This window comes from Tardiphaga sp. 839_C3_N1_4 (assembly GCF_051811045.1).
In the GTDB taxonomy this organism is placed as follows: Bacteria; Pseudomonadota; Alphaproteobacteria; order Rhizobiales; family Xanthobacteraceae; genus Tardiphaga.
This window is the reverse complement of the sequence record NZ_JBPWQD010000001.1, coordinates 5,490,738-5,517,640: the sequence shown is the minus strand read 5'-3', so window position 1 is coordinate 5,517,640 and position 26,903 is coordinate 5,490,738. Positions and strand designations below refer to the sequence as shown.

At 62.2% G+C, this 26,903-nt stretch carries 28 protein-coding genes; 12 read left to right on the top strand and 16 right to left on the bottom strand.

The features are described 5' to 3' along the window. Positions 1-11 precede the first annotated feature (11 nt). Both pobA and AB8A38_RS26450 read left to right on the top strand, forming a co-directional pair. On the top strand, positions 12-1,184 hold the full coding sequence (pobA, locus tag AB8A38_RS26455) for a 4-hydroxybenzoate 3-monooxygenase (RefSeq protein ID WP_315843323.1): 1,173 nt from the start codon (positions 12-14) through the stop codon (positions 1,182-1,184). Positions 1,185-1,408: 224 nt separating this feature from the next. Further along, positions 1,409-1,828: a PaaI family thioesterase gene (locus AB8A38_RS26450; RefSeq protein WP_439087934.1), complete on the top strand. Its 420-nt coding sequence runs from the start codon at positions 1,409-1,411 to the stop codon at positions 1,826-1,828. 6 nt (positions 1,829-1,834) lie between these two features. Here the strand turns inward: AB8A38_RS26450 and AB8A38_RS26445 are convergent, their stop codons facing one another. After that, positions 1,835-2,734 carry a LysR family transcriptional regulator gene (locus tag AB8A38_RS26445; protein ID WP_439087933.1) on the bottom strand — a complete coding sequence of 300 codons (900 nt, stop codon included), beginning with the start codon at positions 2,732-2,734 and terminating at the stop codon, positions 1,835-1,837. Between the two features lie 124 nt (positions 2,735-2,858). On the opposite strand from AB8A38_RS26445, the gene AB8A38_RS26440 reads away from it, so the two are divergent. Then, positions 2,859-3,485 (top strand): pyridoxamine 5'-phosphate oxidase family protein, encoded by a 627-nt coding sequence (locus AB8A38_RS26440; RefSeq protein WP_439087932.1) that lies wholly within the window; start codon positions 2,859-2,861, stop codon positions 3,483-3,485. A 13-nt stretch (positions 3,486-3,498) separates the two neighbouring features. Here AB8A38_RS26440 and AB8A38_RS26435 read toward each other — a convergent pair whose 3' ends face one another. Both AB8A38_RS26435 and AB8A38_RS26430 read right to left on the bottom strand, forming a co-directional pair. Then, positions 3,499-4,224 (bottom strand): glutathione S-transferase family protein, encoded by a 726-nt coding sequence (locus AB8A38_RS26435; RefSeq protein ID WP_315843327.1) that lies wholly within the window; start codon positions 4,222-4,224, stop codon positions 3,499-3,501. Between the two features lie 58 nt (positions 4,225-4,282). Continuing rightward, positions 4,283-4,486 carry a hypothetical protein gene (locus AB8A38_RS26430; protein WP_439087931.1) on the bottom strand — a complete coding sequence of 68 codons (204 nt, stop codon included), beginning with the start codon at positions 4,484-4,486 and terminating at the stop codon, positions 4,283-4,285. Between the two features lie 104 nt (positions 4,487-4,590). Here AB8A38_RS26430 and AB8A38_RS26425 point away from each other — a divergent pair, with 104 nt between their 5' ends. Next, the gene (locus AB8A38_RS26425; protein WP_068735007.1) at positions 4,591-5,289 is read left to right on the top strand and encodes a helix-turn-helix transcriptional regulator; all 699 of its coding nucleotides are present in this window, start codon (positions 4,591-4,593) and stop codon (positions 5,287-5,289) included. A 60-nt stretch (positions 5,290-5,349) separates the two neighbouring features. Then, positions 5,350-5,679, top strand: a complete 330-nt coding sequence (locus AB8A38_RS26420) for a YkgJ family cysteine cluster protein (protein ID WP_315843329.1) — start codon at positions 5,350-5,352, stop codon at positions 5,677-5,679. Between the two features lie 11 nt (positions 5,680-5,690). Here the strand turns inward: AB8A38_RS26420 and AB8A38_RS26415 are convergent, their stop codons facing one another. From AB8A38_RS26415 to AB8A38_RS26400, 4 genes are all read right to left on the bottom strand, one after another. After that, on the bottom strand, positions 5,691-6,107 hold the full coding sequence (locus tag AB8A38_RS26415; RefSeq protein ID WP_068735003.1) for a hypothetical protein: 417 nt from the start codon (positions 6,105-6,107) through the stop codon (positions 5,691-5,693). A 156-nt stretch (positions 6,108-6,263) separates the two neighbouring features. Beyond that, positions 6,264-6,668 (bottom strand): DUF3307 domain-containing protein, encoded by a 405-nt coding sequence (locus tag AB8A38_RS26410; protein ID WP_068735395.1) that lies wholly within the window; start codon positions 6,666-6,668, stop codon positions 6,264-6,266. Between the two features lie 169 nt (positions 6,669-6,837). Further along, complete coding sequence (locus tag AB8A38_RS26405; protein WP_315843330.1) at positions 6,838-7,683, bottom strand: DUF6537 domain-containing protein; 846 nt, start codon at positions 7,681-7,683, stop codon at positions 6,838-6,840. A 15-nt stretch (positions 7,684-7,698) separates the two neighbouring features. Further along, on the bottom strand, positions 7,699-8,358 hold the full coding sequence (locus AB8A38_RS26400) for a Crp/Fnr family transcriptional regulator (protein ID WP_089265467.1): 660 nt from the start codon (positions 8,356-8,358) through the stop codon (positions 7,699-7,701). A gap of 200 nt (positions 8,359-8,558) precedes the next feature. On the opposite strand from AB8A38_RS26400, the gene AB8A38_RS26395 reads away from it, so the two are divergent. Next, positions 8,559-9,365 (top strand): enoyl-CoA hydratase/isomerase family protein, encoded by an 807-nt coding sequence (locus AB8A38_RS26395; RefSeq protein WP_439087930.1) that lies wholly within the window; start codon positions 8,559-8,561, stop codon positions 9,363-9,365. A 139-nt stretch (positions 9,366-9,504) separates the two neighbouring features. On the opposite strand, the gene AB8A38_RS26390 is transcribed toward AB8A38_RS26395, so the two are convergent. The 8 genes from AB8A38_RS26390 to AB8A38_RS26355 form a co-directional block, all read right to left on the bottom strand. Then, positions 9,505-10,182 (bottom strand): nitroreductase, encoded by a 678-nt coding sequence (locus tag AB8A38_RS26390; protein WP_315843332.1) that lies wholly within the window; start codon positions 10,180-10,182, stop codon positions 9,505-9,507. A gap of 8 nt (positions 10,183-10,190) precedes the next feature. After that, positions 10,191-11,432 (bottom strand): acyl-CoA dehydrogenase, encoded by a 1,242-nt coding sequence (locus tag AB8A38_RS26385; RefSeq protein ID WP_439087929.1) that lies wholly within the window; start codon positions 11,430-11,432, stop codon positions 10,191-10,193. A gap of 120 nt (positions 11,433-11,552) precedes the next feature. After that, positions 11,553-12,797: an acyl-CoA dehydrogenase gene (locus tag AB8A38_RS26380; RefSeq protein WP_439087928.1), complete on the bottom strand. Its 1,245-nt coding sequence runs from the start codon at positions 12,795-12,797 to the stop codon at positions 11,553-11,555. A gap of 12 nt (positions 12,798-12,809) precedes the next feature. Further along, entirely contained in the window at positions 12,810-13,937 is a 1,128-nt protein-coding gene (locus AB8A38_RS26375; RefSeq protein WP_439087927.1) for an acyl-CoA dehydrogenase family protein, read from the bottom strand. A 31-nt stretch (positions 13,938-13,968) separates the two neighbouring features. After that, positions 13,969-15,843 (bottom strand): AMP-binding protein, encoded by a 1,875-nt coding sequence (locus AB8A38_RS26370; protein WP_439087926.1) that lies wholly within the window; start codon positions 15,841-15,843, stop codon positions 13,969-13,971. A 78-nt stretch (positions 15,844-15,921) separates the two neighbouring features. Then, positions 15,922-16,728, bottom strand: a complete 807-nt coding sequence (locus AB8A38_RS26365; RefSeq protein WP_439087925.1) for an enoyl-CoA hydratase/isomerase family protein — start codon at positions 16,726-16,728, stop codon at positions 15,922-15,924. Positions 16,729-16,937: 209 nt separating this feature from the next. Beyond that, on the bottom strand, positions 16,938-17,696 hold the full coding sequence (locus AB8A38_RS26360) for an SDR family NAD(P)-dependent oxidoreductase (RefSeq protein ID WP_315843336.1): 759 nt from the start codon (positions 17,694-17,696) through the stop codon (positions 16,938-16,940). 244 nt (positions 17,697-17,940) lie between these two features. Beyond that, complete coding sequence (locus AB8A38_RS26355) at positions 17,941-18,606, bottom strand: TetR family transcriptional regulator (protein WP_439087924.1); 666 nt, start codon at positions 18,604-18,606, stop codon at positions 17,941-17,943. Positions 18,607-18,748: 142 nt separating this feature from the next. Between AB8A38_RS26355 and AB8A38_RS26350 the strand changes: the two genes are divergently transcribed. The 3 genes from AB8A38_RS26350 (at position 18,749) to AB8A38_RS26340 (ending at position 23,138) form a co-directional block, all read left to right on the top strand. Next, a complete protein-coding gene (locus AB8A38_RS26350; protein ID WP_439087923.1) occupies positions 18,749-19,921 on the top strand; it encodes an acetyl-CoA C-acetyltransferase in 1,173 nt (390 codons plus the stop codon). Between the two features lie 288 nt (positions 19,922-20,209). Further along, entirely contained in the window at positions 20,210-21,754 is a 1,545-nt protein-coding gene (locus AB8A38_RS26345; RefSeq protein ID WP_439087922.1) for an acyl-CoA synthetase, read from the top strand. A gap of 64 nt (positions 21,755-21,818) precedes the next feature. Next, on the top strand, positions 21,819-23,138 hold the full coding sequence (locus AB8A38_RS26340) for a cobyrinate a,c-diamide synthase (RefSeq protein ID WP_439087921.1): 1,320 nt from the start codon (positions 21,819-21,821) through the stop codon (positions 23,136-23,138). 182 nt (positions 23,139-23,320) lie between these two features. On the opposite strand, the gene AB8A38_RS26335 is transcribed toward AB8A38_RS26340, so the two are convergent. Continuing rightward, entirely contained in the window at positions 23,321-24,166 is an 846-nt protein-coding gene (locus AB8A38_RS26335) for a DUF1194 domain-containing protein (protein ID WP_092145074.1), read from the bottom strand. 220 nt (positions 24,167-24,386) lie between these two features. Between AB8A38_RS26335 and AB8A38_RS26330 the strand changes: the two genes are divergently transcribed. The 3 genes from AB8A38_RS26330 (at position 24,387) to AB8A38_RS26320 (ending at position 26,903) form a co-directional block, all read left to right on the top strand. Then, the gene (locus AB8A38_RS26330) at positions 24,387-25,703 is read left to right on the top strand and encodes a tetratricopeptide repeat protein (protein ID WP_439087920.1); all 1,317 of its coding nucleotides are present in this window, start codon (positions 24,387-24,389) and stop codon (positions 25,701-25,703) included. A gap of 48 nt (positions 25,704-25,751) precedes the next feature. Further along, complete coding sequence (gene clpS / locus AB8A38_RS26325; RefSeq protein ID WP_089265483.1) at positions 25,752-26,057, top strand: ATP-dependent Clp protease adapter ClpS; 306 nt, start codon at positions 25,752-25,754, stop codon at positions 26,055-26,057. Between the two features lie 90 nt (positions 26,058-26,147). Next, positions 26,148-26,903, top strand: coding sequence for a hypothetical protein (locus AB8A38_RS26320; RefSeq protein ID WP_439087919.1), 756 nt, complete (start codon positions 26,148-26,150; stop codon positions 26,901-26,903).

Below are 26,903 nucleotides of genomic sequence, written 5' to 3'. Positions count from 1 at the left end.
GGGAGCAAGCGTTGCGAACAAAAGTTGCCATCATTGGAGCTGGTCCGGCTGGAATGTTGCTAGGGCAACTATTGCATGCCTATGGGATCGATAACGTCATTCTGGAGCGCAAGGATCGGGACTATGTCCTCGCCCGCATCCGCGCCGGCGTGCTCGAACAGGGCACCGTTGGCCTGCTGGAAAAGCTGGGGATTACCGAGCGCCTGCATCACGAAGGCCTGGTCCATGACGGGATCGAACTTCTGTTCGGCGGAATTCGCCACCGCCTCGACCTAAAGAAGGCATCCGGCGGTAAGGTCGTTACAGTCTACGGCCAGACGGAGGTCACCCGCGACCTGATGGACGCCCGCGACAAGGCCGGGCTGACCACGGTCTATGATGCCGACAATGTCAGCCTGCATGATTTCGACAGCACAAGCCCCCGCGTCCGCTACGTCAAGGACGGCGTAAGCCACGAGATCGCCTGCGACTTCATTGCCGGCTGTGATGGGTTCCACGGTGTCTCGCGCCAGAGCGTTCCGGCCTCCGCCGTACAGACCTTCGAGCGCGTCTATCCGTTCGGCTGGCTCGGCCTGCTCTCGGATACGCCGCCAGTGTCGCATGAGCTGATCTACACCAATCACCAACGCGGCTTCGCGCTGTGCTCGATGCGTTCGATGACGCGCAGCCGTTATTACGTCCAGTGTTCCCTCGACGAAAAAGTCGAGAACTGGACCGACGACATGTTCTGGGACGAGCTGCGCCGCCGCCTCGACACGGAGGCCGCCGAAAGCCTTATCACCGGCCCATCGCTGGAAAAGAGCATCGCGCCGCTGCGTAGTTTTGTCGCGGAGCCGATGCGCTTCGGCAGGCTCTTTTTGGCCGGCGACGCCGCCCACATCGTGCCGCCGACCGGCGCCAAGGGGCTCAACCTTGCGGCCTCCGACGTCCATTACCTGTCAATGGCGCTGCGCGAATTCTACGATGAGAAATCCTCGAGCGGTCTCGACTTCTATTCAGCGGTCGCGCTGAAGCGGGTCTGGAAGGCCGTGCGCTTCTCGTGGTGGATGACCTCGATGATGCATCGCTTCCCCGACAATGACGGTTTCGGGACCAAGCTGCAGCAGGCCGAGCTGGATTATGTCGTACATTCGGATGTCGCGACGGCGTCGCTGGCGGAAAATTATGTCGGATTGCCTTACTGAGGCGAAGCTTGACTAAACCTTCCCACATTCGGACGTCATACGCGGGCTTGACCCGCGTATCCATTTTTGCCCGCGCCTGTGCAGAAGATGGATTGCCGGGTCAAGCCCGGCAATGACAGTGTTATAGTCATTGCCGCCATCGCGCCTGTTTTAAACATCCTGCCAGCCCCCGTTTAAAACATTGTTGGTCTGTCCTTCGCCCGCATTTCGGGTTTGAGTGCGCCATGACCGACACCGCTATCCCCGACGGCTTCACGCCGCACCATCGCAAGAGCCCCCTCACCGCCCCCTGGGAGCCGATCTATTCCAAGGTGACCGACACCAATGTCATCCTCGGTCTCCACATCGCCGAAGCGCACACCAATTCGCGGGGCATGGCGCATGGTGGGCTGATCACCGCGCTGGCTGATAATGCGATGGGCCTGAGCTGCGGCCATGTGTTGGGTGGCGGCACGCGGTTGGTGACTGTCAATCTGTCCGCCGATTTTCTCGGCTCCGCGCAGATCGGACAATGGCTGCAGATCGAGCCCGAGGTCATCAAGACCGGCAAGCGCCTTTGCTTTGCGCAGGCGCTGATCACGGCGGATGGCGAACCTTGCGCCCGAGCGAATGGCACGTTCAGCGTGGCACCACCAAAGACTTAGTGGCGGCTACCGCTTGCTAAAATCCCACTGGCTGGTTTCGGCGGCGAGATCGATGAAGACGCGCACTTTCGCCGACAGCAGTCGCGAGGTCGGATAGACGATGTGGATCGGCACCGCCGGCGGCTCGAACTCCGTGAGCACGCGCTTGAGGCGCCCGGCCGCCAACGCGTCTGCCGCCTGATAGGCCAGCACACGGGTCAGGCCGCCACCATGCTCGGCATGCCAAATGGCAGCATCGGCAACATCGGTCGTGAAACGCGGCATATGCGTGACGCGAATGTCGTCGCCATCCCGCACGAAGCGCCATTCCGGCGCTGATGCGATGGCACCGAACTGGATCGTATCGTGCTTCGCGATGTCGTCCGGCGTCTTTGGCTGGCCGCGTCGCGCCAGATAATCCGGCGACGCCACAACGACGCGCGGCATGCTGCCGACCTGGCGCGCCACCAGACTAGAATCGGGGAGATGACCGATCCGGACGGCGACATCGATCCCGTCCTCAACCAGACTGACCATACGATCGGTCAGCCGCAATTCGCCGGATACGTCCGCGTAGCGCTGCAGATAGGCCGAGATCAGCGGCGTGACATGCAGGCGTCCGAAGCCAACCGGTGCGGAGACAACCAGACGCCCGCTCGGCTGGGCCCGTTCGGCCTGCGCGGAGCCTTCGGCCTCCTCGATATCCGCGAGAATCTGGCGCGCCCGTTGCAGATAGCGCGCGCCGACATCGGTCAGCATAACTGAGCGCGTGGTCCGCTGCAGCAGGCGGGCGCCAAGACGCTCCTCCAGCGCCGCCACCATGCGGGTGACCGCCGACGCGGAGAGTCCGAGCTTGCGGGCCGCGGGCGCGAACCCCCGCAGGTCCGCCACGGCGACGAAGATGGTCATGGCTTCGATGCGATCCATCGAACCATTTCATATCCCGCAACAATGAAGTGTCAATTCCGATGATTGTTCTTATGCGAGGAGAGAGCCAACTTAGGGCTAGCGGGGACGTATCCCGTTCCGAGCTCCAATCAGGGAGTAAGTCATGTCAGACATCCACACCTATTCCAGCGACATTGCCTTCACGCCGACCGTCAAGGCGATCCAGACCCGCAAGGGGTCGCGTTCCGGCTATGCGCATGTCGAGGAAAACGGCGGCTGGCGCACCGAGGTCGACGACAATCTCGCAGCGTTTCTCGCCGAGGCGAACAGCTTCTTTCTGGCTACCGCCAGCGCTGACGGCCAGCCTTATATGCAACATCGCGGCGGACCGAAGGGGTTCGTGAAGGTGCTCGGCAAACAGACGCTGGCCTTCGCGGACTATAACGGCAACCGGCAATACATCACCCAGGGCAATCTGGCCGAGAATCCAAAGGCCAACATCTTCATCATGGATTACGCGCATCGCCGCCGGGTCAAGCTCTGGGGCACCGCGCGGGTGGTCGAGGACGACCCGGCCTTGATGCGATCGCTGATGCCACAAGGTTATCGTGCGAAGCCAGAGCAGGTCATCCTGTTCACGATCGCTGCATGGGATACCAATTGTCCGCAGCATATCCCGCAGAAATTCGATGCCGCCGATGTCGCCGCAGCCTTGGCAGCGCGCGATGCGCGGATTACGGAGCTTGAAGCCGAGCTGGCGACGCTGAAGGACTCAGCGTCGCCGCATTGAAGGCCACGCAGCGTCAGGCAGCGACGCTGCACTGCCAGACGTGTTCGGGATAATACTCTTCCATCATCCGATCCACGTAGGTGATGAGGTTGCCGTAGCGGTGCAACTGACGCTGCAGGGGCGACGGAAACAACGGCGACATGATCCCGGCCAGAACGCCGAACGCGGTCGCATCGACACCGGCCGGGCGGTTGCTCATCAGGTGAGACTTTCCGGCCAGCAGCACCGATAGCGCCATCAGCGAACGATCCGCGAGTTGCAGCGCTTCATCGGCAGGATGCCGGCCGAGACCGTTCGCCAGATGGTTCTGAATGACGGATTTGCGCGCGAATGCACGGATCTCGTCGCGTTGCGCTTCGGGAATGCCGTCGAAGAAATGCGACGGTCCCTTGGCGAAATTATCGGCATCGACCCAGCGAACGCCGACCAGCGACCAGTAGAGATGATGCTCGATCATCCGCTCGATGGCCCAGGCCTGCGCCCGCTGCGCCAGATCGAGGCCCTTATCGAAATCGACGTCATATTTGCGTTCGATGTAAGCGCGGATAAATGTGGAATCGGCAATGCATTCAGCCCCGTCGTCGATATAGGGCATCTGCCCTTTCGGCGAATCCTGCGGCCGTGCCGGTTGCTTCTGATAGGGCAAGCCGGCCATCTTGAGCTGGACTTCCGTCTTGGTAACGAAAGGGCTGATTTCCGGCAGGCCGAAGCCCGCGCCTGCGCCGTGAAGGACGATCATGTGGTTTCTCCAAGTGATAAGGACAAGAGACTAGGCAGTTGCTGCTGCCACCGTGGTGTCAGCAGCCGTCACGCCGGATGACGCTGGCGACCCAAGCGCGCGCCTGGACCGCCGCGGTGGAGACCATGCGCCAGCCGAGCCCGATCAGGGCCCAGCGGAGGTCGCCCGACAGGGCGAGAATGGCGCGTTCCAGGAGCCATGCCCGGATGCGCCAGAGCCGGTCATCATGCGAAAATGCCTCGAGGCTATCGAAAGCGGTCATTGCAGAATCCTTCGTTCGTTTGAACCTGGGTCCTGTATGACTGCCCCCTGCTGCCAACATGCTGTCAGCATCGATAGCGGACCAACACGGACAGAGAGACGACGATGAGACGCGCAGACCGCCTGTTTCAGATCATTCAGGTACTCCGGCGCACGCGGAAGCCGCTGACGGCGGATGCCATTGCCGCCGAACTGGAAACGTCCAAGCGCACGATCTATCGCGACATCGCGACACTGATGGCGCAACGCGTCCCGATCCGCGGCGAAGCCGGCATGGGCTATATCCTCGAACGCGGCTTCGACATGCCGCCGCTGATGCTGACGCCCGACGAGATCGAAGCCGCCGTGCTCGGCGCACAATGGGTGATGGGGCACGCCGATCCGGCATTGGCCAAGGCGGCACAGGATCTCATCGCGAAGATCGCGGACACCGTGCCCGAGCGCCTGCGCCCCTTCGTGCTCGAACCCGCGAGCCGGGCGCGGCCGGATTTCCACGGCGCCGCCGACAGTATGGATATGGTGCAGATGCGCGCGCATATTCATGCGGGCAAGAAGGTCCGGCTGCTTTACCGGGACGAAGCCGGTCGCAACAGCGAGCGCATCGTCTGGCCGATCGCGGTGGGTTATCTGGAAGCCGTGCGGCTGCTGGCGGCGTGGTGCGAGCTTCGCAAGGATTTCCGCAGTTTTCGAACCGACCGAGCGATCGAGGCACATTTCCTCGATGAGAAGTACCCGGAACGACGTGAAACGCTGCGCAGCAAATGGCGCAAGACGCTGAGCTGGGAGCGGCCACAGGATACCTGAAACAGCCGAGCCTGCATCTACGCCGCTGGTGAAACCCGCCCGATCGCGATAAACCGCGGCATGACAAGTGACGCAGCCACGATCAGCGAAGCCAGCCCGTGCCAGGCATGTGGCGCGTGCTGTTCGTATTCCAGCAACTGGCCGCGTTTCACCATCGAGGACGACGCCGATCTCGATCTGATCCCGGCCAAATATGTCAACGATCGTGAATCGGGAATGCGCTGCGACGGAGACCGCTGCAGCGCATTGACCGGAAAGGTTGGAGAGGCAACAGCCTGCGGGATTTATGCTGTGAGGCCGGACGTGTGCCGAACCTGCATGCCTGGCGATCCCGAATGCGCCATGGCGCGGCGCCGGCACGGGCTGCCAATTCTGGCAGCCGCAGAGTAGTTGATGTCAGCTTACGCCGTGACGGCGTGAGCGAATTCCTTGTCATCCAGCTCGTCGTCGAGATCATCATCCATCGGCGCCAGCGTCGAGAGCGGCTTGGTCGACAGCGTGATGGCCTTGCGGTTGTGATAGGCCGACACAGAAGGACGCGCCACGGCGGTGTCGTGTGACAGCGCGTAGAGCGTGGAACCAACGCGGCCACCGAATTCGATCAGCTCACGCTCGCTGCAGCTCGATGCAATCGAGATTGCCAAAGCGTGAAGATGACTGCGGCGATAGCAGAACAGAGCCAGCATCGCGCGGACATCGGATGAAACGCTGGCCACGAGATGGGGCAGGCCATTTTCATTTGCACGATACATTGCACCGAGCAGATCTTCCTCGACGGGGCAAAAATCGTTCTCAAAAGCTTGACGGCTGGACCGCATGGGGTTTCTCCTCGTTAATGAGGATGCGGTTGAATTTCCTAACGCAGGGTTAACCAACAGCCTTAATGGCCGCGTGCGACTCTTGAGTAACAGTTTGAAATGTGGCAGCCGTGCCCTGCTACCGCCACATTGGAACTCGATGCGTTCAAACGCGCATCAGCTGTTGGCGACGATGAAGATGGCCAGGAAGAAGTCGGTCAGGTGATGCAGTGCCTGATCGATGCCGATCAGCCACCAGAACCAGCGATGGCCCTGCGTCACACCGAAATGCGAGACGCAGATGCCCTTGAGCCGATCGATGGTGATATGGATCGCGAAGTCGACCAGTCCCAGGAACCAGAGCTTGGGTTGTACAACGGCAATGAACAGCGTCGTCAGCACACCATGGATCGCGCAATGCGCCAGCAGCGGCAGCGCCCATCCGGTCCGTTGATCCTTGCCTATCGCCATCCAGGCGTTTTGCAGCAGGAAATCAGCTATCACGTGCTTGACGGTGAGGACGAGCATCCACCCGACGAGCCCGCCCAGAGCAATCGACGACGACATTGCAGGAAACAACAAGCTGACGTCCCTCTCACCGGTCACGACAGGCTGGCCCCTCAGCCGGCCCGATCACTCGCCCTATTTATGACACTCCGAAACCGGGAATGCACGCCGCGGAACCGAAAACCCACCGCTTCCTGCAGAGCCAGCCTGGTCGGGAAAACACCGCGCACGTTCCACTTTCTCGCTAGTTCAGGACGGCATGCGCGCGGAGCTCACCGATCGCCTTGCGTAATTGGTCACCCTTCGGGTCGCGCGGCACCGCACGGGCACGCGTGATCGCGTCCGCCAGATCGTTGATAACCAGCGTCCCATCGAAAGCCGGCTTGGCCAGTCCGTCGATGATCTGATGCCAGGCGGCCATGCCCTGCCGATAGCCCGTGCCGTAACCTTCGATCATAGTTGCCGTCTGCACGATGGCCATTGCCGCGTCCGGCTGCTTGGTCAGTGCCCGATCAATCATGTGCAGCCAGCGTTCGACCCAGACCCGCTCGGTTTCATAACGCGTCGACAACAGGCGCCAACGTCGCAGCCAGGATTCGAACTCAAGGCGCTTGATGCCCCAGATGCTCGCCTTGCTGAAACGGATCGGCACCGTGCGATGCGCACAATAGATGCGCTCGAGCGCCCACATCAGGGGATCGCCGACGATCTCCGGCAATGCCGACACCAACTCGTCGAGGCGAAAACGCCGCCTGTCGACGACCGGCGGCCGGCCGGGCATCACGGGCTCCTGCAGCTTGAGCTGCGCGATGCGGATCGGATCGTGATAGCTCATGCGCATCGCGAGCAGCCGCGCAATCTCGCTAAACAGTTCGTCGCTGACGTTGCGCCGTCCGACAAAGCGACGCAGCCGGTCGCTGTAGAGCTGCGCGTAGACTGCGCTCTGATAGTTGATCAACAGGGCCACGCCATCTTCCGCCACAGGACGCACCGTAGCCGGCAGCCCCACCGGCAAAACCGGCGCTGCAGGTTCGCTCCTGTTCGCCAGCTCGGCGAGCGTGGAGCGGATGACGTTGATGAAACCTGCCACGGGACGTCCTGATGCTTATGCGTGCTGCGGCGCCATGGGCAATGCGGGCGCGTCCTGCTTCATCAGACGCGCTTCCAGCTTGTCGATATTCTCGAACAATCGCGCGCTGGCGAGACGCAGGAAGAAGAAACCGAATTCCGGGTTCTGCACGTACAGCTCTTCGACCTGGCTGTAGCTGACGCTGAGCACCATGCCGGGCTCGATACATTCCAACGTCTGGGTGCGTTCGTTCAAGGGCGACAGCATGCCGAGTTCACCGACAATGGCGCCGACCGGCAATTCGATCCCGGATTCGACGAGACGGTAGCGGCCACTAACGATATAGAACATGTCTTCGGCTTTCTCGTCCTTGTAGAACAACACCTCACCGGCCTTACAGGGACGCTTGGTCATGAACGGCTTCAGCCATTCCATCGACAGGTCCGAATTCACCGACTTTTTCACATCCTGGACCAATTGCAGCATCTGGCGCAGGCGGTAGATGTTGAGTGGCAGCAGCACCGCATGCAGTGCCATGGTCGGATAGTTGTGGGTCGGGATCGAGATCGCGATTAGCAGGACATTGGCCATGATGCCAAAGACCCGCAGCGGAATCATCGTCCGCATCGTGGCGGTCGCGACCACGAAGATCGTGGCTGCGGCGCTGCCAAAGTGATGGAGATAGGACATATCCATGGGAGCAAACCGGGTTTCCAGGAACGGCCGCACCGTCCTCCGCGACTATGAAGCGCGAATGACCGGGCCTTTGCAGCCGCAATATAGCCCATCTGGTTAAAATAGCCCGTGTTGCAACCCGCAAAAATCACGGAGTCGTGCGCAGATTGACGCGATCCGCCGGTGCGGGCACCGTCGCTCCCGCCCCAAAGGAGAACAACATGTCGGAAACGACGGAAACCGCGTCAGATCAGTCCTCGCCACCCGTTCTGACCATCGACGGCCCCCGCGCCACCATCCGCCTGAACCGCCCCCAGAAGCTGAACCTACTATCCCAGCTCGACCTGGACACCCTGATGCAGCTGTTCGATCGCGTAGAAGCCGATCGCAACGTCCGGGTGCTGGTGCTGACCGGCACCGGCCGCGCTTTCAGCGCCGGCTTCGATCTCAATGCGATCTCCGAACGGGCTGCCAGCGTGCCCAAGCCCGTGGCCGAAGGTTCGTCCGGATCGGCCTTTGAGGCCGTGGCCAACCGGCTGGAGGACTTGGGCGTACCGACCATCTGCCGGCTGAACGGCGGCGTCTATGGCGGTTCGACCGACCTGGCACTGGCCTGTGACTTCCGGGTCGGCGTCGACACCTGCGAGATGTTCATGCCGGCCGCCCGGCTCGGCCTTCATTATTACAAAGGCGGTATCAAACGCTATGTGAGCCGGCTCGGGGTCGACAACGCCAAGCGATTGTTTCTCACCGCGCAGAAGCTGGAAGCCAGCGAACTGCTGCGGATCGGCTACCTCACCGCCATGGTGCCGGCCGAGGCGCTGGACGAGGAAGTCGACAAGCTCGCCATGATTCTGGCCGCCAACGCCCCGATCGCCATGAGCGGCATGAAGCAGGCGATCAACGAATTCGCCCGCGGTGAACTGGATGAGGCTGCCGCCGATCAGCGCGCGCGGGACAGCATGCGGGGCGATGAGATCAAGGAAGGGACGAAGGCGTTCGCGGAGAAACGGGCACCGAGGTTTTAGGCCTTACTCGTCATTCCGGGGCGCGCGAGCTCTTGCTCGCGTGAACCCGGAATCCCGAAATGTTCAGCCATGCCGAGATTCCGGGTTCGCCTGCATGCGGCTTCGCCGCATTCCGGCGCCCCGGAATGACAGCCTGGGATCACTCCACAAACGTCGCGACGTCGTCCAACTGCGCGCGGTTGGTTCGGTAGCTATTGACCTTGTGCTCGCGGTCCGGATAGCCGAACGAGATGCCGCAAACGACGCGGCGGTCGTCGCTCATGCCGAAATGCTGGCGCACCACGGCCGAGTGAAACGCCAACGCCGCCTGCGGCACGGTCGCGAGGCCGAGCGCCTGCGCAGCCAGCATGAAATTGTTTACATAGCCGCCGCAGTCCACTGCACCATAGACGCCGAGCGCTTCATCCGACGTGACGATCGCCACATGCGGCGCGCCGAAGAAGTTGAAGTTCTGCAGCGCCTGCTCGGCATAGGCCGTCTTGTCGCCGCGCGCGATGCCTAGCGTATTGTAGAGCTGGAAGCCGCTTTCGCGGCGGCGGTCCAGATAGACCCCGCGATATTCGCGCGGAAACGGGAAGTCGCCCGAATTCGGCGTGCCCGCGGCCGCGACAGGATAGAGCACGTCGCGAAACTTCTTGGTGGCTTCACCCGACGTGATCGTCACCTGCCATGGCTGGCTGTTGCACCAGGACGCGGTCTTCTGCGCGGCATTGAGAATGCGGTCGATGATGGCGCGCGGCACCTGCTCGGTCTTGTAGGCACGGCAGGAGTAACGTGACGCCAGAAGAGTTTCGAGCGTATCGATGGGAGCAGTCATTGCAAACCTTACCGTCCCTTGGTCGGGACCTTGTTGAACGGCACGTCCTTGTCGACGCGAACATCGCCGGGCAGACCCAGCACACGCTCGGCGATGATATTACGCAGGATCTCGTCGGTACCGCCGGCGATACGCATCGACGGCGAGCCCAGAATCGTCGCCTGGAATTCGCCGGCCGCTTCCGCATCGGCGCCGACCAAGGCTCCGGAGGCGCCCTGCAGGTCGGCTGCGAACATCGCGATATCCTGCATCATCATGCCCGAGACCAGCTTGCCGATGGAGTTCTCCGGGCCCGGACGCTCACCCTTCGACAGCGCCGAGATCGAACGATAGCTGGTGTATTTCAGGCCGGAATTCTTCACCGCCCAACCCGCCAGCTTCGAACGCACATTGGGATCGTCGATGGCGAGGCCGTCTTCCAGCATCAGATTGCTGCAATACTCGAACAGCTCCGGGAAACCCGTCGCGACGCGCGAGCCGATCGACATGCGCTCGTTCATCAGCGTGGTCAGCGAGACGTTCCAGCCGTCGCCGACAGCGCCGAGTCGCTGGCTATCCGGAATCCGCACATTGGTGAAGAACACCTCGTTGAATTCCTGCATGCCATTGGCCTGCTTGATCGGCTTCACCTCGACGCCTTCGCTCTTCATGTCGAGGAAGAACATGGTGAGACCCTTGTGCTTGGGCACATTCGGGTCGGTGCGGGTAATGAGAATACCGTAGTCCGAGTAATGCGCGCCGGAGGTCCAGATCTTCTGACCGTTGACGATCCAGTCGTCACCATCCTTCTCCGCGCGGGTACGCAGACCTGCGACGTCCGAACCACCGGCGGGTTCGGAGAACAACTGGCACCAGACCTTCTCGCCAGAGGCCAGAGGCGGCAGATATTTGCGCTTCTGGTCTTCGGAGGCATAGGCCATCACGGTGGGGCCACACATGCCCTGCCCGATGGCGAAGGGCCGCGCGAGCTTGTCATAGACGCCCTCTTCCTGCTGCCAGATCACGCGTTCGATCGGCGTCGAGCCGCGGCCGCCATATTCCTTCGGCCAATGCAAACAGGCCCAGCCGGCATCGGCCTTCTTCTTCTGCCAGGCCTTGGCGACATCGAGCATCGCGTCGCGCTTTTCGCTGGCGCGCTTGGCTGACGGCTTGGTCAGCTCGGCTTCCAGATGCTTGGGCGCATTGGCATCGATCCACTTGCGCGCGATAGCGCGGAATTCGGCTTCCTGCGGCGTGTCATCGAAATTCATGGCAGTCGTCCTTAATGAGAAAAGAAAGCGTAGGATGGGTAGAGCCCTTGCGAAACCCATCAATGGGCTTGCGCGGACATTGATGGGTTTCGCTGCGCTCTACCCATCCTACAGGCTGACTTATCGTCCCTTGGTCGGGATCTTGTTGAATGGCACGTCCTTGTCGACGCGGATGTCGCCCGGCAGGCCGAGCACGCGCTCGGCGATGATGTTACGCAGGATCTCATCAGTGCCGCCCTCGACCCGCGTCGCAGGCGAACGCAGCAGCATCGCCTGGAACTTGCCAGCGACTTCCGCGTCCTCCGGCCCGTTCAGCACGCCGGCCGCACCCTGCAGGTCGAGCGCGTATGTCGCGACGTCCTGCAGCATCGCGCCGGCGACGAGTTTGCCGATGGAGTTTTCAGGCCCCGGCCGCTCGCCGCGCGACAGCGCCGAGATCGAGCGAAACGCGGTGTAGCGCAGCCCGCTGGCGCGCACCGCCCAGTTGGCAAGCTTGGAGCGCACGGCGGGATCGTCGATCGCCGGACCGTCCTCCAGCATCAGGCTGTTGCAGAACTCGAACAGTTCCGGGAAGCCGGTGGCGACATTGGCGCCGATCGCCATGCGCTCGTTCATCAGCGTGGTGAGCGAGACGTTCCAGCCGTCACCGACGGCACCGAGCCGCTGTGCATCGGGAATCCGCACGTCGGTGAAATAGACCTCGTTGAATTCGGCCTGGCCGTTGGCCTGCTTGATCGGCTTCACCTCGACGCCTGGGCTCTTCATGTCCAGGAAGAACATGGTGAGACCCTTGTGCTTCGGCACGGTGGGATCGGTGCGGGTGATCAGGATGCCATAGTCGGAATAATGCGCACCGGAGGTCCAGATCTTCTGACCGTTGATCACCCAGTCATCGCCGTCCTTCTCCGCACGGGTGCGCAGGCCGGCAACGTCGGATCCCCCTGCCGGTTCGGAAAACAGCTGGCACCAGATCTTCTCGCCGGATGCCAGCGGTGGAAGATACTGTCGCTTATGCTCCTCGGCGGCGTAGGCCATCATGGTCGGGCCGCACATGCCGTGACCGATGATGAACAGCGCGCCGAGCTTGCCAAACACGCCCTCTTCCTGCTGCCAGATCACGCGCTCGATCGGCGAGGCGCCGCGGCCGCCATAGTCCTTCGGCCAGTGCGGTACGGCCCAGCCGGCATCGGCCTTCTTCTTCTGCCAGGCTTTTGCGACTTCAAGGATATTCGCGCTCTTGAGCTGGATGCGGCCGAGCGCGGCCTTCTTCAGCTCGTCTTCGTATTGCTTGGGCGCATTGGCCGCAATCCAGGCTTTCGCCTCGGCGCGAAACGCAGCCTCCTGCGGGGTGTCATCGAAATTCATCGCGATTGATCCCTACGCCGCATTCTTCTGGCGCATGCGCTCGATCAACTGATCTTCCCAATAGGACAGCGAGCCAAGCCCCACCGCGACGGCGTTGGAGCGGCGATAATAGAGATGGCAGTCGAACTCCCAGGTGAAGCCCATGCCGCCATGAACCTGGATGTTGTTCTTGGAGCAGTGCTGGAACGCCTGCGTCGCGCTGATGCGTGCTGCAGCGGCGGCTTCCGGCAGTTCGGAAGCGTTGGTCGAAAGCGCCCATGCGCCGTAATAGCAATTCGAGCGCGCCAGCGTCGCCGAGACATACATGTCGGCGAGCATGTGCTTGACCGCCTGGAACGAACCGATCTGGCGGCCGAAGGCGATACGGTCGAGGGCGTAGTCGCGGCCCATTTCCAGCGCACGGTCAGAACCGCCGACCTGTTCGAAGCCGATCAGTACCGCGGCCCGATCGAGCACCTGCGAGAGGATGCTCCAGCCTTCATTGGCGGCGCCGAGCAACTCGGCCTTGACGTTCTTGAAGGAGATTTCGGCCTGATTGCGCGACGGATCGATGGAGGTCAGCGCCTTGGCCTCGACGCCTTCGCTGGTAAGATCGACAAGATACAGCGCGATGTCGCTGTCGCGGCCCGTCGAGCCGGTACGTGCGGCGACGATGGCGAAGTCAGCGATAGCGCCATCGGCCACCGGCTTCTTGGTGCCGTTGAGCACGCCATTGGCCGCCGTGAGCTTGATCGCCTTCGGCGACGGATTGCCTGAGCCCTCGAACAGCGCCAGCGTACCGATGGCATTGCCTTGCGCGATCGCCGGCAGCCACTTCTGCTTCTGCGCATCGGAGCCGGCGAGCAACAGCGCTTCGGCGGCGAGATAAACCGTGGACGAGAACGGCACCGGCGCGAGTGCACGGCCCATTTCCTCGGCGATCACGCAGAGTTCGAGATGACCGGCACCCGAGCCGCCAAAGGCTTCCGGGATGGCGACGCCGAGGAAGCCCATGTCAGCCAAGCCCTTCCAGAGCTCGCGATCATACGGCGCCTTGCCGTCGATCACGGCGCGCACGGCTTTCGGCGGGCACTTCTCGGTGAGAAAACGCCGGGCCTCATCGCGGAGCTGCTTCTGGTCGTCGGAGAAATCGAAGTTCATGGCGGTGTACTCTGTTCTGATCGATGAAAGTCTAGTTGAGGATGATGACGTCTTCGCCGGGGTGCTCGGCGTAAAGCTGGGCGACCAGTGCCGCGCGGCGTTCAAGGCCGGCGCGCTGGTTGATGTAGCCCTTGTCGGTGAGTTCGTTGCCGTCGATGGAGGCCGGCTCGACCATGAACATCGCGCGCGCGATGCGCCGGCTGCTGGCGCCTTCGCACGACGCATTATGTGCCTGCAGCCCCTTCTTCAGACAGGCAAGAACCGCAGGATGTTTCACCACATCGGCAAATGTCGCCTCGGGCTCGCCGATCATGATTCGGCAGGCCGGCAGGTTGGGCCAGGCGAGCACGCCGATATATGGCCGATCCTGTCCGGTGATCAGCGCATCCTGCACCACCGGTGTCGCCGCGGCGATAACGTCGGTGCGCAGTGAGCCGACATGCACGAAAGTGCCGGTCGTCAGCTTGAAGTCCTCCACCACGCGGCCGGAGAAGATCAGGCCCTGCAGGGGGTCATTGTCGTCGACGAAAATGCCGGCGTCGCCGATCTTGTAAAAGCCTTCCTCGTCGAAGGCCGCCTTGGTCAGGTCCGGCTGGCGATAGTAGCCCGGCATCACGTTGACGCCGCGCAGCCGCAATTCGTATTTCGAATCCACCGGCACCATCTTCAGCTCGACGCCAGGAAATGGCAGACCGATCAGGCCGACGCGCTCTGTGTCCCAATAGGTGCCGGTCGAGGTCGGCGACGTCTCGGTGCAGCCCCAGCCGGTATAGAACACGATGCGCTCGCCGGTGGCGCGTACGGCCAGCGCCTGCATACGGTCATAAAGATCGTCCGGGAGACGCGCGCCGCCATAGGCCATCAGATTCAGGTTCTTGAAGAAGGAGCGCGCCAGCGCATCGTCTTTCTCCATCGCGCTAGCGATGGCAGCATAACCGGCGGGAACATTGGCGTAATAGGTCGGCGAGATCTCGCGCAGATTGCGCAGCGTCTCATCGATCATGCCGGGCATCGGCCGGCCGTCGTCGATATAGAGCGTGCCGCCTTCGATCAGCAGCGGGTGGAACAGCGCATTGCCACCCATGGTGTGGTTCCACGGCATCCAGTCGAGATAGACCGGCGGCTGCGCATGCGCATCACGCGGGCGCGTCTGCATCATCATCGCGGCATTGGCGGTCATCATCCGCTGGGTGTTGATCACGGCTTTCGGCATCCCGGTGGAGCCGGAGGTGAACAGCAGCTTGCCGACGGTGTCCGGCGTGATCTGCGCAAGTGAGGCATCGACCGCAGGCGTCACCCTGGTGGCGGCCATGTCTGCATAAGCGATGCTGGCGATGCCTTCGGGCGGGCGCCCGACATGCACGATCTTGATATCCGTCAGATCCAGCGCATCGAGCGCCTTCTGGAAGCTCGGCCCGTCCTGCACCATCACCACGGCGGGTTTGATGAGGTCGAACAGATATTTCAGCTTGGCGTGATCCTGGCTCATCAGCGAATAGGCCGGCGACACGGGTGCTGCCGGATGGCGCGCCTGCATCGCAGCCTGGGTCATCAGCGCGTGTTCGATGGAATTGCCCGAGAGAATTGCGATAGGGCGATCCGCCTCCAGCTCCATGTCGAGCAGCGCCTGGGTCAGCGAATCCACCGTGCGCTTGGCCTCGGCGTAGCTGAGATTGCGCCACTGACGGTCCGCACCGGCGCGCTGCGCCAGCCAGGTGTGATCGGGACGTTCCTTGGCCCACTTCGCCAGCGACGCCGGCAGATGCGTCTCATAAGCCATCAACGGTATCAGCGACTTCATGACGATGACACCATCCGGCCGGCGCTCGACATCGATGTCGCGCTCCATCCAGTGGATCTTGCGGAAGGCGGGCTTTGTCAGCACCGCGGCAGCCTGGGCGTTCATGTGGTTTCTCCCAAAACCGTTCTTGTCGAACCATGGTCTCGTTTGTCGGACCTTGTGTTCGTTGCGTGAGATCACGCTTTAACGTGTGACGTAAACCGGCTTTCGTTTCTCGATGAATGCGCGGATGCCTTCCTCGAAATCTTCCGAGCGGCTGCACAACACCTGATTGCGATCCTCCATCGCGATAACGGCTTCGATGGAGCCGGCATCGACGGACATGTTGATGCATTCCTTCGACAGCCGAAGCCCAACCGGCGACGCCGTCATCATCGCCTCGACATAGGGCGCGGCGGCGGCCCCGAGCTGGCCGTCATCGACCACTTCGGACACCAGCCCAACGGCAAGCGCACGATCGGCGTGAATGAAGCGGCCGGTGAGGATCAATTCGGACGCAACGGACACGCCGACGAGACGCGGCAGAAAATAACTGGAGCCGATGTCACAGCCGCCGAGGCCGAGCTTGATGAAGGCGCAGTTCATCCGCGCCGACTTTGCGGCAATACGGATATCTGCGGCCAGCGCCAGCGCGAAACCGCCGCCAGCAGCGGCACCCTGCACCAACGCCACGATCGGCTGCGGGCAGCGGCGCATCAGCATCACGATGTCGGCGATGCGGCGCTGAGAATCCAGGGATTCGGTGATGGTGCGCGGTGCGTTCTGGCCGGAGCGCGCGGCCATCGCATGTTTGAGGTCGAGCCCGGCGCAGAAGTTGGCGCCGGCGCCCTTGAGGACGACGACGCGCGTCTTGCGATTGCGCTGCAGGCTTTCGAAATAGGCGTTCAGTGCGTCGATGAGAGTTGGGTCAAGCGCGTTCAGACTCTCCGGGCGATTGAGCGTCACCCGGTCCACGCCGTCGTCGTGTTCGATCAGCAGTGGATTAGACACAAGCGCTCTCCCGTTTCACTCGTTGGCGCCTTGCCGACGCTCGTTGCCGTGCCCTCTCCCCTTGCGGGAGAGGGCAGCGCAGGAGTCAGAAACAAACTCGCTTGGGAGAGGGGTGCCACAACGAGCCCTCTCCCGCCTTCGCTTCGCTCAGGCACCCTCTCCCGCGGCGCGCAGCTACGCCGCGCTGGGGGAGAGGGGAAGGAAAACTACTACCGCGGCGCCATGCGGATGGCGCCGTCGAGACGGATGGTCTCGCCGTTCAGCATCGGGTTCTCGACGATGTGGACCGCGAGGTTGCCGTATTCCGAGGCGTCGCCGAGGCGGGCCGGATGCGGAACCTGGGCACCGAGGCTGGCGCGCGCTTCTTCATTGAGGCCCATCAAAAGGGGCGTCAGGAACAGGCCCGGCGCAATCGTATTGACGCGGATCTTCTGCGACGACAGATCGCGCGCGGCCGGCAGGGTCAGACCGACGACGCCGCCCTTCGATGCGGCATAGGCGATCTGACCAATCTGGCCTTCATAGGCCGCGACGCTGGCGGTGTTGATGATGACGCCGCGCTCTTCGCCGATGGCGTCCTGGGTGACGAGCTGTTCGGCAAACAGACGCAGGCAGTTGAAGGTGCCGACGAGGTTGACCATGATGACATTGGTGAACTTCTCGAGCGGATAGACGCCCTGCTTGCCGACAATGCGCTGCGAACCGCCGATGCCGGCGCAGTTCACCAGCACGCGCGCGGTACCATGCGCAGCCGCTGCCTTGGCGAGCGCCGCCTTGACGTCATTCTCGCTGGTGACGTCGCCGACGGTGGCAACGCCCTTCACTTCGGCGGCGACCTTCTCGGCATTGTCCTGCGCGCGATCGAACACGGCAACCTTGGCGCCCTTGGCAGCCATTGCGCGCGCGGTTGCGGCGCCCAGTCCCGAGCCACCGCCGGTGATGAATACGGCTACGTCTTTAAGCTGCATGGATAGAGCCTTTCCTTGGGCGTTTCTGATCGTTTCTTGAATTTTTGAGTCGCGACGAAGAAGAAAAAGAAGAAGTGGTCCTTGGGCGTTTTCTTGGTTGTTGTTCTTGGAACTGATCCTTGGGCGAACTGATCCTTGGGCGTTTCTTATTTTTGGTTCTTGAATTTAGTTCCTTGGGCGTTTCCCGACGTTTTTGGATTTTCTTGGCAGTTTTCCTTGGGCCGTTTCTTCTGAGCTCGTGATGTCAGGCCTTGGCGGCCTTCTTGTTTGTTAGAATCCCGCCGAGCAGCATCGCTTCCATATGGGCGACGTAGTCGCGGCAGACTTCATCCGTCACCGGGCCGACGCCGATGGCGCGCGACATGGCATGACGGCTGAAGAACAGGTTGTCGCAGGCGCCGATCAGGCTGGTGTAGAACAACACCGGATCGACCTTGCGAAATTCGCCGGATTCAAGTCCCTCGGCCAGCAGGCGGCGATGGAAGCCGAGTAGCGGCCCCACAAAGAACTTCGAGACTTCGTCGGCTGCCTCGTTGCTGCTTTCGTGCAGCAAATAGTGGATCAGCCGGTTCATGTAGGGAAACTGGTAATAGGCCTTGATGATGCCGGCGATGTGCAGCCGCAGTTTTGCGGTGGCCGAGATCGGCTGCGCCAGCAGATATTCGAGATTGGTCATCTCAGTGGCGGCGTCGCGCGCGAGCAGCGCCAGCAGCAGGCCATCCTTGTTGCCGAAATGATATTTCACCAGCGCCGCATTGACCCCGGACTGCTGCGCAATCTCGCTCAGCGACACCTCGATGGAGTTGCTGGCAATCATCAGCTCGCTCGCCGCAAGCAACAGCTTGTCGGCCGTCGGATTACGGGCAGCGGCGGTTTTCACAGAGGTGCTGGGGTTCAAATTCGGTGCCATTCGGAGCGCAGATAATACGAACAATCGGCCGCACTCAAGAGTTAATTGACCGATTGACTAAACTCTCCGCGGACACTTAAATCCGGCGCATTCAACGCCACGAAAAACGCCGCCAAACAAGGCAAACAAAGGGAGATCACGCATGGCTGAGGCCTATATCGTCGCCGCTGCACGCACCGCGGGTGGCCGCAAAGGCGGTCGCTTAGCCGGCTGGCACCCGGCCGACCTCGCAGCCTCGGTTTTGAACACGCTGGTTGAACGCACCGGCGCCGATCCCGCCTCGGTTGAAGACGTCATCATGGGTTGTGTCGGCCAGGGTGGCGAGCAGGCCGTCAACGTCGCACGCAACGCCGTGCTGGCCTCGAAGCTGCCGGAAAGCGTGCCGGGCACCTCCATCGACCGCCAGTGCGGATCGTCGCAGCAGGCGCTGCATTTTGCCGCCCAGGCCGTGATGGCCGGCTCCATGGACATTGTGATTGCCGCCGGCGTCGAGAGCATGACCCGCGTGCCGATGGGCTCGCCAAGCATTCTCGCGTCCAAGGCCGGCATGGGCCACTACAAGAGCCCCGGCATGGAAGCGCGCTATCCCAACATCCAGTTCAATCAGTTCACCGGGGCCGAGATGGTCGCCGCGAAATACGGTCTGACAAAGGATGAACTCGATCAGTACGCTTATGAAAGCCACCAGCGCGCCATTGCCGCGACCGAAGCCGGCCGCTTCAAGGACGAGATCATCCCGCTGCAGATCACCCGCGCGGATGGCACGACGGATACGCATCACATCGACGAAGGCATCCGCTTCGACGCGACGCTCGACGGCATTCGCGGCGTCAAGCTGATCGCCGAGAACGGCAAGCTCACCGCCGCCTCAGCCAGCCAGATCTGCGACGGCGCATCGGGTGTGATGGTCGTCAACGAAAAGGGTCTCAAGCAGCTCGGCGTCAAACCGATGGCCCGCATTCACCACATGACCATGATGGGCGGCGATCCCGTGATCATGCTGGAAGCGCCCCTGCCCGCCACCAAGCGCGCGCTCGAAAAGGCCGGGATGAAGATCGACGACATCGATCTGTTCGAAGTCAACGAAGCCTTTGCCTCGATCCCCACTGCCTGGCTGAAGGCCACCGGCGCCGACCCGAAGCGCCTCAACATCAATGGCGGCGCCATCGCGCTCGGCCATCCGCTCGGCGGCTCCGGCACCAAGCTGATGACCACGCTGGTGCACGCGCTTCAACAGAGCAACAAGCGCTACGGGCTGCAGACCATGTGCGAAGGTGGCGGCATGGCCAATGTGACGATCGTGGAGCGGCTCTGATTTTTCCCCTCTCCCCCAGCGCTGCGCAGCAGCGCGCCGTGGGAGAGGGTGCGTAGGCGGCCTCCGGCCGCCGTTCTTGAAAAAGAGACGCCGATGCAAGGCATCGGCTATGGCGAAGCGAAGGCGGGAGAGGGCTTTTGCTTCCGGCGAAGTGCCCTCTCTCCCGTCTCGAACCGCTTCGCGGTTCGATCCAGCCTCTCCCACCAGCCGCGGCTACGCCGTGTCCGGAGGCGAGGGGAAAGACACACCACGAGCGGGAAAATCCGCCGGCCTTCAGAGGAAACGCCCATGACGCATCCGTCGATCCACGCGAAGACCAATCCCGACAAGATTGCCTACCGCATGGCCGGCTCCGGCCAGGCGCTCACCTATCGCGAACTCGACGAACGCTCCAACCGCGGCGCGCAGTTGTTTCGCTCGCTGGGCCTGAAGGCCGGCGATCACGTCGCGCTTTTGATGGAGAACCGGCTCGACTTCATGGAGATCTGCTGGGCTGCACAGCGCAGCGGGCTGTATTACACGGCGATCAGCCGTTACCTGACGCAGGACGAGATCGCCTATATCGTGAAGGACTGCGGCGCGCGGGTCGTCATCACCTCCGAGAAGTGCGCCGATGTGGTTGCGCCGCTGATCACCAACGCGGCCGAGCCGATGTTCTATATCGTTGACGGTTCGCGCACCGGTTTCTGCGACTGGAATAGTGTCCTCGCCGCTCAGCCCGCTACGCCGATTGCCGACGAGGTTGCCGGCTACGACATGCTGTATTCGTCCGGCACCACCGGGCGTCCCAAGGGCATCAAGCGCGCCTCGGAGAACAATCCGATCGACGTGCCCAATCCGTTCCTGAAACTGCTCTGCGCGAACATGTGCGGCATGACACAGGACTCGATCTATCTGTCGCCGGCGCCGCTGTATCACGCGGCTCCGTTACGTTTTAACATGATGGCGATCACGCTTGGCGGCACGTCGGTGATCATGGAGCATTTCGACGCCGAGGAATTCCTCAAGCTTGTCGAAAAGCACAAGATCACCCAGTCGCAGCTGGTGCCAACCATGTTTGTCCGCATGCTGAAGCTGCCGGATGAAGTCCGTTTGAAATACGACGTCTCTTCATTGAACGGCGCGATCCATGCCGCAGCCCCCTGCCCCGTCGACGTCAAGGCGCGCATGATCGACTGGTGGGGACCGATCCTGATCGAATATTACGCCGGCTCCGAAGGCAACGGCGTCACCGTGTCGAACTCGCAGCAGTGGCTGTCGCATCGCGGGACCGTCGGCAAGGCTGTGGTCGGCAGCGTCAAGATCGTCAATGAAGAAGACCAGGAAGCGCCGACCGGCGAAATCGGCACGGTGTATTTCGCCGATACGCCTGTATTCAGCTATCACAACGACCCCGAGAAGACGAAGCGCGCCTATAACGCGCGCGGCTGGTCGACGCTCGGCGATGTCGGCTATCTCGACGACGAAGGCTTCCTCTACCTCACTGACCGCAAGTCCTACATGATCATTTCCGGCGGTGTGAATATCTACCCGCAGGAGACCGAGGACGTCTTGATCACGCATCCCGCCATCGCCGATGTTGCGGTGTTCGGCGTGCCGAACGAGGAGATGGGCGAAGAGGTCAAGGCCGTCGTGCAGCCGCACGACATGAGCCGCGCCGGCAAGGCGCTGGAAGCCGAACTGATCTTGTACTGCCGCAAGCATCTGTCGCCGATCAAATGTCCGAAGAGCATCGACTTCGAGCCGGAATTGCCGCGGACACCGACCGGCAAACTGGTGAAGCGGCACCTGCGCGATAAGTACTGGCCGAAGAAGGAAAAAGCGTCGGCCTAGCGCTCGCTCTTGCGGCATCGCAATCGCCGCGCTAATCCGCCGCGATGTCGCACGTCCATTCATCATGACCGCCGGCCTGTTGATCTCCGCAGCACGATCCGGCGCGGGCAAGACCACGGTCACGCTCGGCCTGCTCGCGGCACTGGCGCGGCGCGGCATGGTGCTGCGCGCGGCCAAGGCTGGGCCCGATTATATCGACCCTGCCTTTCATGCGGTCGCTACCGGCGCGCCTTGCATCAATCTCGACAGCTGGACGATGCCGCCGGCCCTGCTGCATGCACTCATGGCCGATGCCACAACTGCAGCCGACATGCTGGTGGTCGAGGGCGTCATGGGTCTGTTCGACGGCGTGCCCGGCGTCGCCGACCGCGACGGCAGCAGTGCCAGCATCGCTGCGCGTTTCAAGCTGCCGGTGCTGCTGGTGCTCGACGTGACCGCGCAATCGCAATCCGCCGCCGCCATGGTGCGCGGCTTTGCCAGTCATCATCCTGACGTGCTTGTCGCCGGCGTGATCCTGAACCGCGTCGGCAGCGACCGGCACCGCCGTCTCATCACGGATGCCATCGCGCCGCTCGGCATCCCCGTGGTCGGCGCCATTCCTCGGGATGCTGCACTGGCCCTGCCAGAGCGTCATCTCGGCCTGATCCAGGCCGGCGAACACGGCGACCTTTCCACGCGGATAGGCGTTCTCGCCGACATGGCGGAGAAGCACCTCGATCTCGACGCCATCATCGCGCTGGCCGCCCCCATCGAGCGGCAGCCCACGCTCAATGCCACGCCAGCATTGCCACCGCCTGGTCAGCGTATTGCGCTTGCCGTCGATGCCGCGTTCACTTTCATCTATCCGCACCTGATCGATGGCTGGCGCAATGCGGGCGCGGAGATCGTGCGCTTCTCCCCGCTCGCCAATGAAGCACCGGCAGATGATTGCGATAGCTGCTGGCTGCCGGGCGGCTATCCCGAACTTCACGTGGCGACGCTTGCCTCTGCGCAAAAATTCCGCAACGGGCTGGTACGCTTCGCACAGACACGTTCGGTCCATGGTGAGTGCGGCGGCTATATGGTGCTCGGCGAAGGCCTGGAGGATGCCGACGGCAACCGGCATGTGATGACGGGGCTGCTCAGCCACACGACGAGTTTCCACAAGCGGCGCTTGCATCTCGGCTATCGCGAGGCGCAATTGCTATCCGACAGCCCTATCGGACCAAAGCGATCGCTCATCCGTGGCCACGAATTCCACTACGCGTCACTGATTGATCCAGGCAGCGACGACCCGCTGGTCGATCTCCGCAACGCGCAGGCCGAACCCATGGCCGAGCGCGGCGGACGGCGCGGCTGTGTCACCGGCACGTTTTTCCACGCGATTGCGCGGGTCAGCTTATAGCGTCTTAACCTCTCCCCGCTCTTTACGGGGAGAGGTCGGCGCGCAGCGCCGGGTGAGGGGCAAGGCAATGGCTTAGCCTCACGAACAGAAATTGCGGATCGCAAGAGCCCCTCACCCCACCCTCTCCCCGCAAGAGCGGGGCGAGGGAGTGCGCTGCCGGTGCTTTGCATTCAAAAGAAATCTCACCGCCCCCAGCGATCCTGCCAGATCTTCTCGCCGATCAGGCAATTGACGCGCGGCTCCTTCGTCGTGTTGGCGACAGGAATCGCGCGCGGCTCGGGCATCAATCCAGCGACTTCCAATACCAGTTTGGTGCGGATCGCTTCCTTGAACTTGTCGCGCTCCTTGATCGGCACCACGAAGGAGCCCGCGCCGCCGATCACGCAGTCCTCGTAATAGAGATCGAGATTTTCGATATCCATGGTCGAGTAGGACAGTTCCTTGGCCATGATCGGCAGGCCGTTGATGACAATGCCTTTCGCGACTGCCTCGTCGCGCGCGACCGTCACCGGCCCTCCATTGTTGTTCGGCCCATCACCCGAAATATCGATGACCCGGCGCAGACCGTGCAGCGCATTTTCATCGAACAGCGGCATGGCGTAATAGATCGCGCCCGAAATCGAGGTCCGCGATGCCCGGCGGATCGGCGTCTTCATGATTTCGGATGCCACCGCGTCGGCGGATTCAGGACCATCGATGACACGCCAGGGAATGATCAGCTTCTGGTCTGACGATGCCGCCCATTCGAAATAAGTGACCGCAATCTTGCCTGTCGGGCCACTCTTGAGCGCGGTAAGGAATTCCTTGGAGACGATGGCCTGGGCATAGCCTTCGCGCTGGATCGCCAGCTCGTCCATATCCATCGAATAGGAGACGTCGACCGCCAGCACCAGTTCGACATCAACTACGGGGTCCTGCTTGCTCTGGGCAAACTGCGCTTTCGGGCCCGTCGCCGCCATGCTCGCGACATCGCCGCCGGCCATCGCTCCCGCGACCAGTACCGCTCCAATCGAGACACACCAGCGCATAGCGGCCCTCCCGTTGAGAATCGAATGGTGACATGCAAATGACGAGCCGCAAAGCAGGAACCTGTGGGCATGTTCACAATCCGGTCATGGCGGCTCTGCCGCTGCGGCAGAGTTAACGGGCGCCTGCCCCGGATTTGAACGGTTTGCACGCTCGCGCGACAAAGCTAGCGCAGGATGTCGCCAACGCCACATCCACCATTGCCGACCGGAATGGGCCGAGATGAGTGCCGCCTTCAACGCGCCGATGAACGGTGGCCGCCAGCCCACAGCGCGGCACGCAATCGTGTGGGCCGTACTGCTCGCTTGCATCGGCGCAGCGATCGCTTTGTTCGTTTCAGCACCCGCCGAACAGCGCAAGACAGTGGCCGCCGAACAGGACGAACCTATTCGGCCGTTCGGCGCAAACGCAGCCGACGAATGCCACCGTCTTTTGCGGAACGCCACCGAATACCTCCCCGAGCAACGAGAAAAGCTGCGTTACCGGATGCGCCAGGCCGCCTGCAGCGAAGCGTTCGCTAGAGCTCCGGACGACGTCCGCAACAAGGTAGCCTTTGCTCAATCGCTGCCGTATGAACGGCGCGCCGAGGCGGTCGCACTGTTGCGCGAGGCCGCAGCCCAGAACGGTGGCGAGGCAAATTACGCAATCTATGAGTCGCACAATTCATGGGACTATCATCTTGATCGCCCGCAGATGATTGCGCGCGACGAGGCACAGCGCGCGTTGATCAAGGCAGCCGAACTGGACAATTCGTCAGCGGTAAACAGGCTCGCAATCCTCTATGGCCGTGGCGGCATCGTGAAGCGGGACCCCTCTGCCGAACGATACTGGACCGAGCGCGCGCTTCGGTTACCGCTGCCGGAGAACGTCACCCGCGCAGACCAGCAAATCAGGCTTGCCCGGCTTCTCGCGCAATCCCCGCAGCCGGACGAGCAGACCCGCGGCCGGGATTTACTCGAACGTCTCGCCCAAGGCGGCTCCTTTGGCGCCAAGGCGGCGCTGGCTGCAGCCACGCGTCCCAGCGATCCCGTGCGCGCCCGCAAACTATTTGAAGAGGCTGCGCGCGATCATCTGGGAGGCGATACCGAGCTGGCGCAGATGCTGCTCGATGGCGAAGGCGGCCCGGCCGATCCAAAGCGCGCATTGTCGATCTTGCAAAGCCAACGCCATCAGGCGAGCGCGAGTGGCCTGCTCGGCCAGCTTTATCTCGATGGAAAGCTGGTGCCACGCGACGTGCCAAAGGGGATCGACTTACTGATCACTGCCGGGGTTTGGGATTACGACTCCCGGCTGAAGGCCCTGCGGTTGCTGGCCAGCCATCCGCAGGTTCAGATCTCTTCGCTCAACATCGTTCTATATGAGGCAATTCAGGCTGCGGAACTTGGCGAGCCTGACGCGCTCGCCGCATTGATCGGTCTCAAACTATCGCAGAACCCGCAGTTTCGCGATGTCCCCGGAGCCTGTAAACTGAAGCCAATAGCCGTGCAGCGCGGCGATCAGGATGCCGTGCAACGCCTCAAGGATTGCCCGGCCGACTGATCATTGTCGCGTCGCCGCCACAGAGCGCGATCGTCCGGATGAGTGTGCATGCCCGAGAGTGTCACCGCACCGCAGACCAAGACCAAGCCGAAGGTCGAGCGGCCGAAATTGTACAAGGTTATCCTCGTCAATGATGACTTCACGCCGCGCGAATTCGTCGTGCGGGTGCTGAAAGCGGAATTCCGCATGTCCGAGGATCAAGCCGCCAAGGTAATGATGACGGCGCATCAGCGCGGCGTCTGCGTCGTCGCCGTGTTCACCCGTGACGTCGCCGAGACCAAGGCGACCCGCGCAACAGATGCCGGCCGCGCCAAGGGCTATCCGCTTCTGTTCACGACCGAGCCTGAAGAATAGGACGCGGCGCTTCTGCTTTAGCCACCAAAACGATAAAAATTTAACGATCGGTTCAATCCGAGGTTGGGCGGCATCTGGCAAGATCGCCAGATGTCGATTGCACTCCGTAAGCAATATGTATCCCGGCCGGAATTGTCGTTCGGGCCTTTACGCTTCATCGAATGCCTGCCTTGGCTCGTGTTGGCAGCGGGAATGCGCGTGATCGCGTTCAGCGGCGGCGTTATCGCCTTGCCGGCCATCTTCGTCGCCACGGTTGCCGTTCTTCTCGCGTTTCTGGTGACCGCGCGGCGGTCGATCGAACTTGCCGACGGCGAGACCCATCTCGGAGCGATGACGTTCGAGGATGAATTCCGACTATCGCTGCGCATTCTGGCGCGTATCGGCGCGCTGATGCTTGCAGCAAGCATGATCTCTGTATCGCTCGGGATCTCGCCGCTGGACCTGAACTTCATGGGCGGCATCGATGGCATGGCGTTCGATCAGCCGACGGCGGTCGGCAAGATCTGGAATGCCTCCATCGCCACGCTGATCCTGCTGATGATCGTCGGCGTCGAACGCCATGACAACAGGGTTCGTTTCTTCGCGGCTTGCCGTGAATTCGCCAGGCGAAGCGCCTGGCTCGGCGTGGGCCTTCTGGTCCTGACCGCCGCCTATTTCGGCCTCGGTTTTGTCCAGGGTCTCGTTCGCAACGCGATTGCGATCTACGGGCAGGCGCCGACGACGAACACCTTCATCCGAAACCTGATCTTCTTCGTCTTTATCTTCGGCTTCGCGATGCTGCGGCTTTGGGTGACCCTGATGATCCTGACCGCGGCCCTCAAGCAATCCCATCTGCGCGGCGACTGA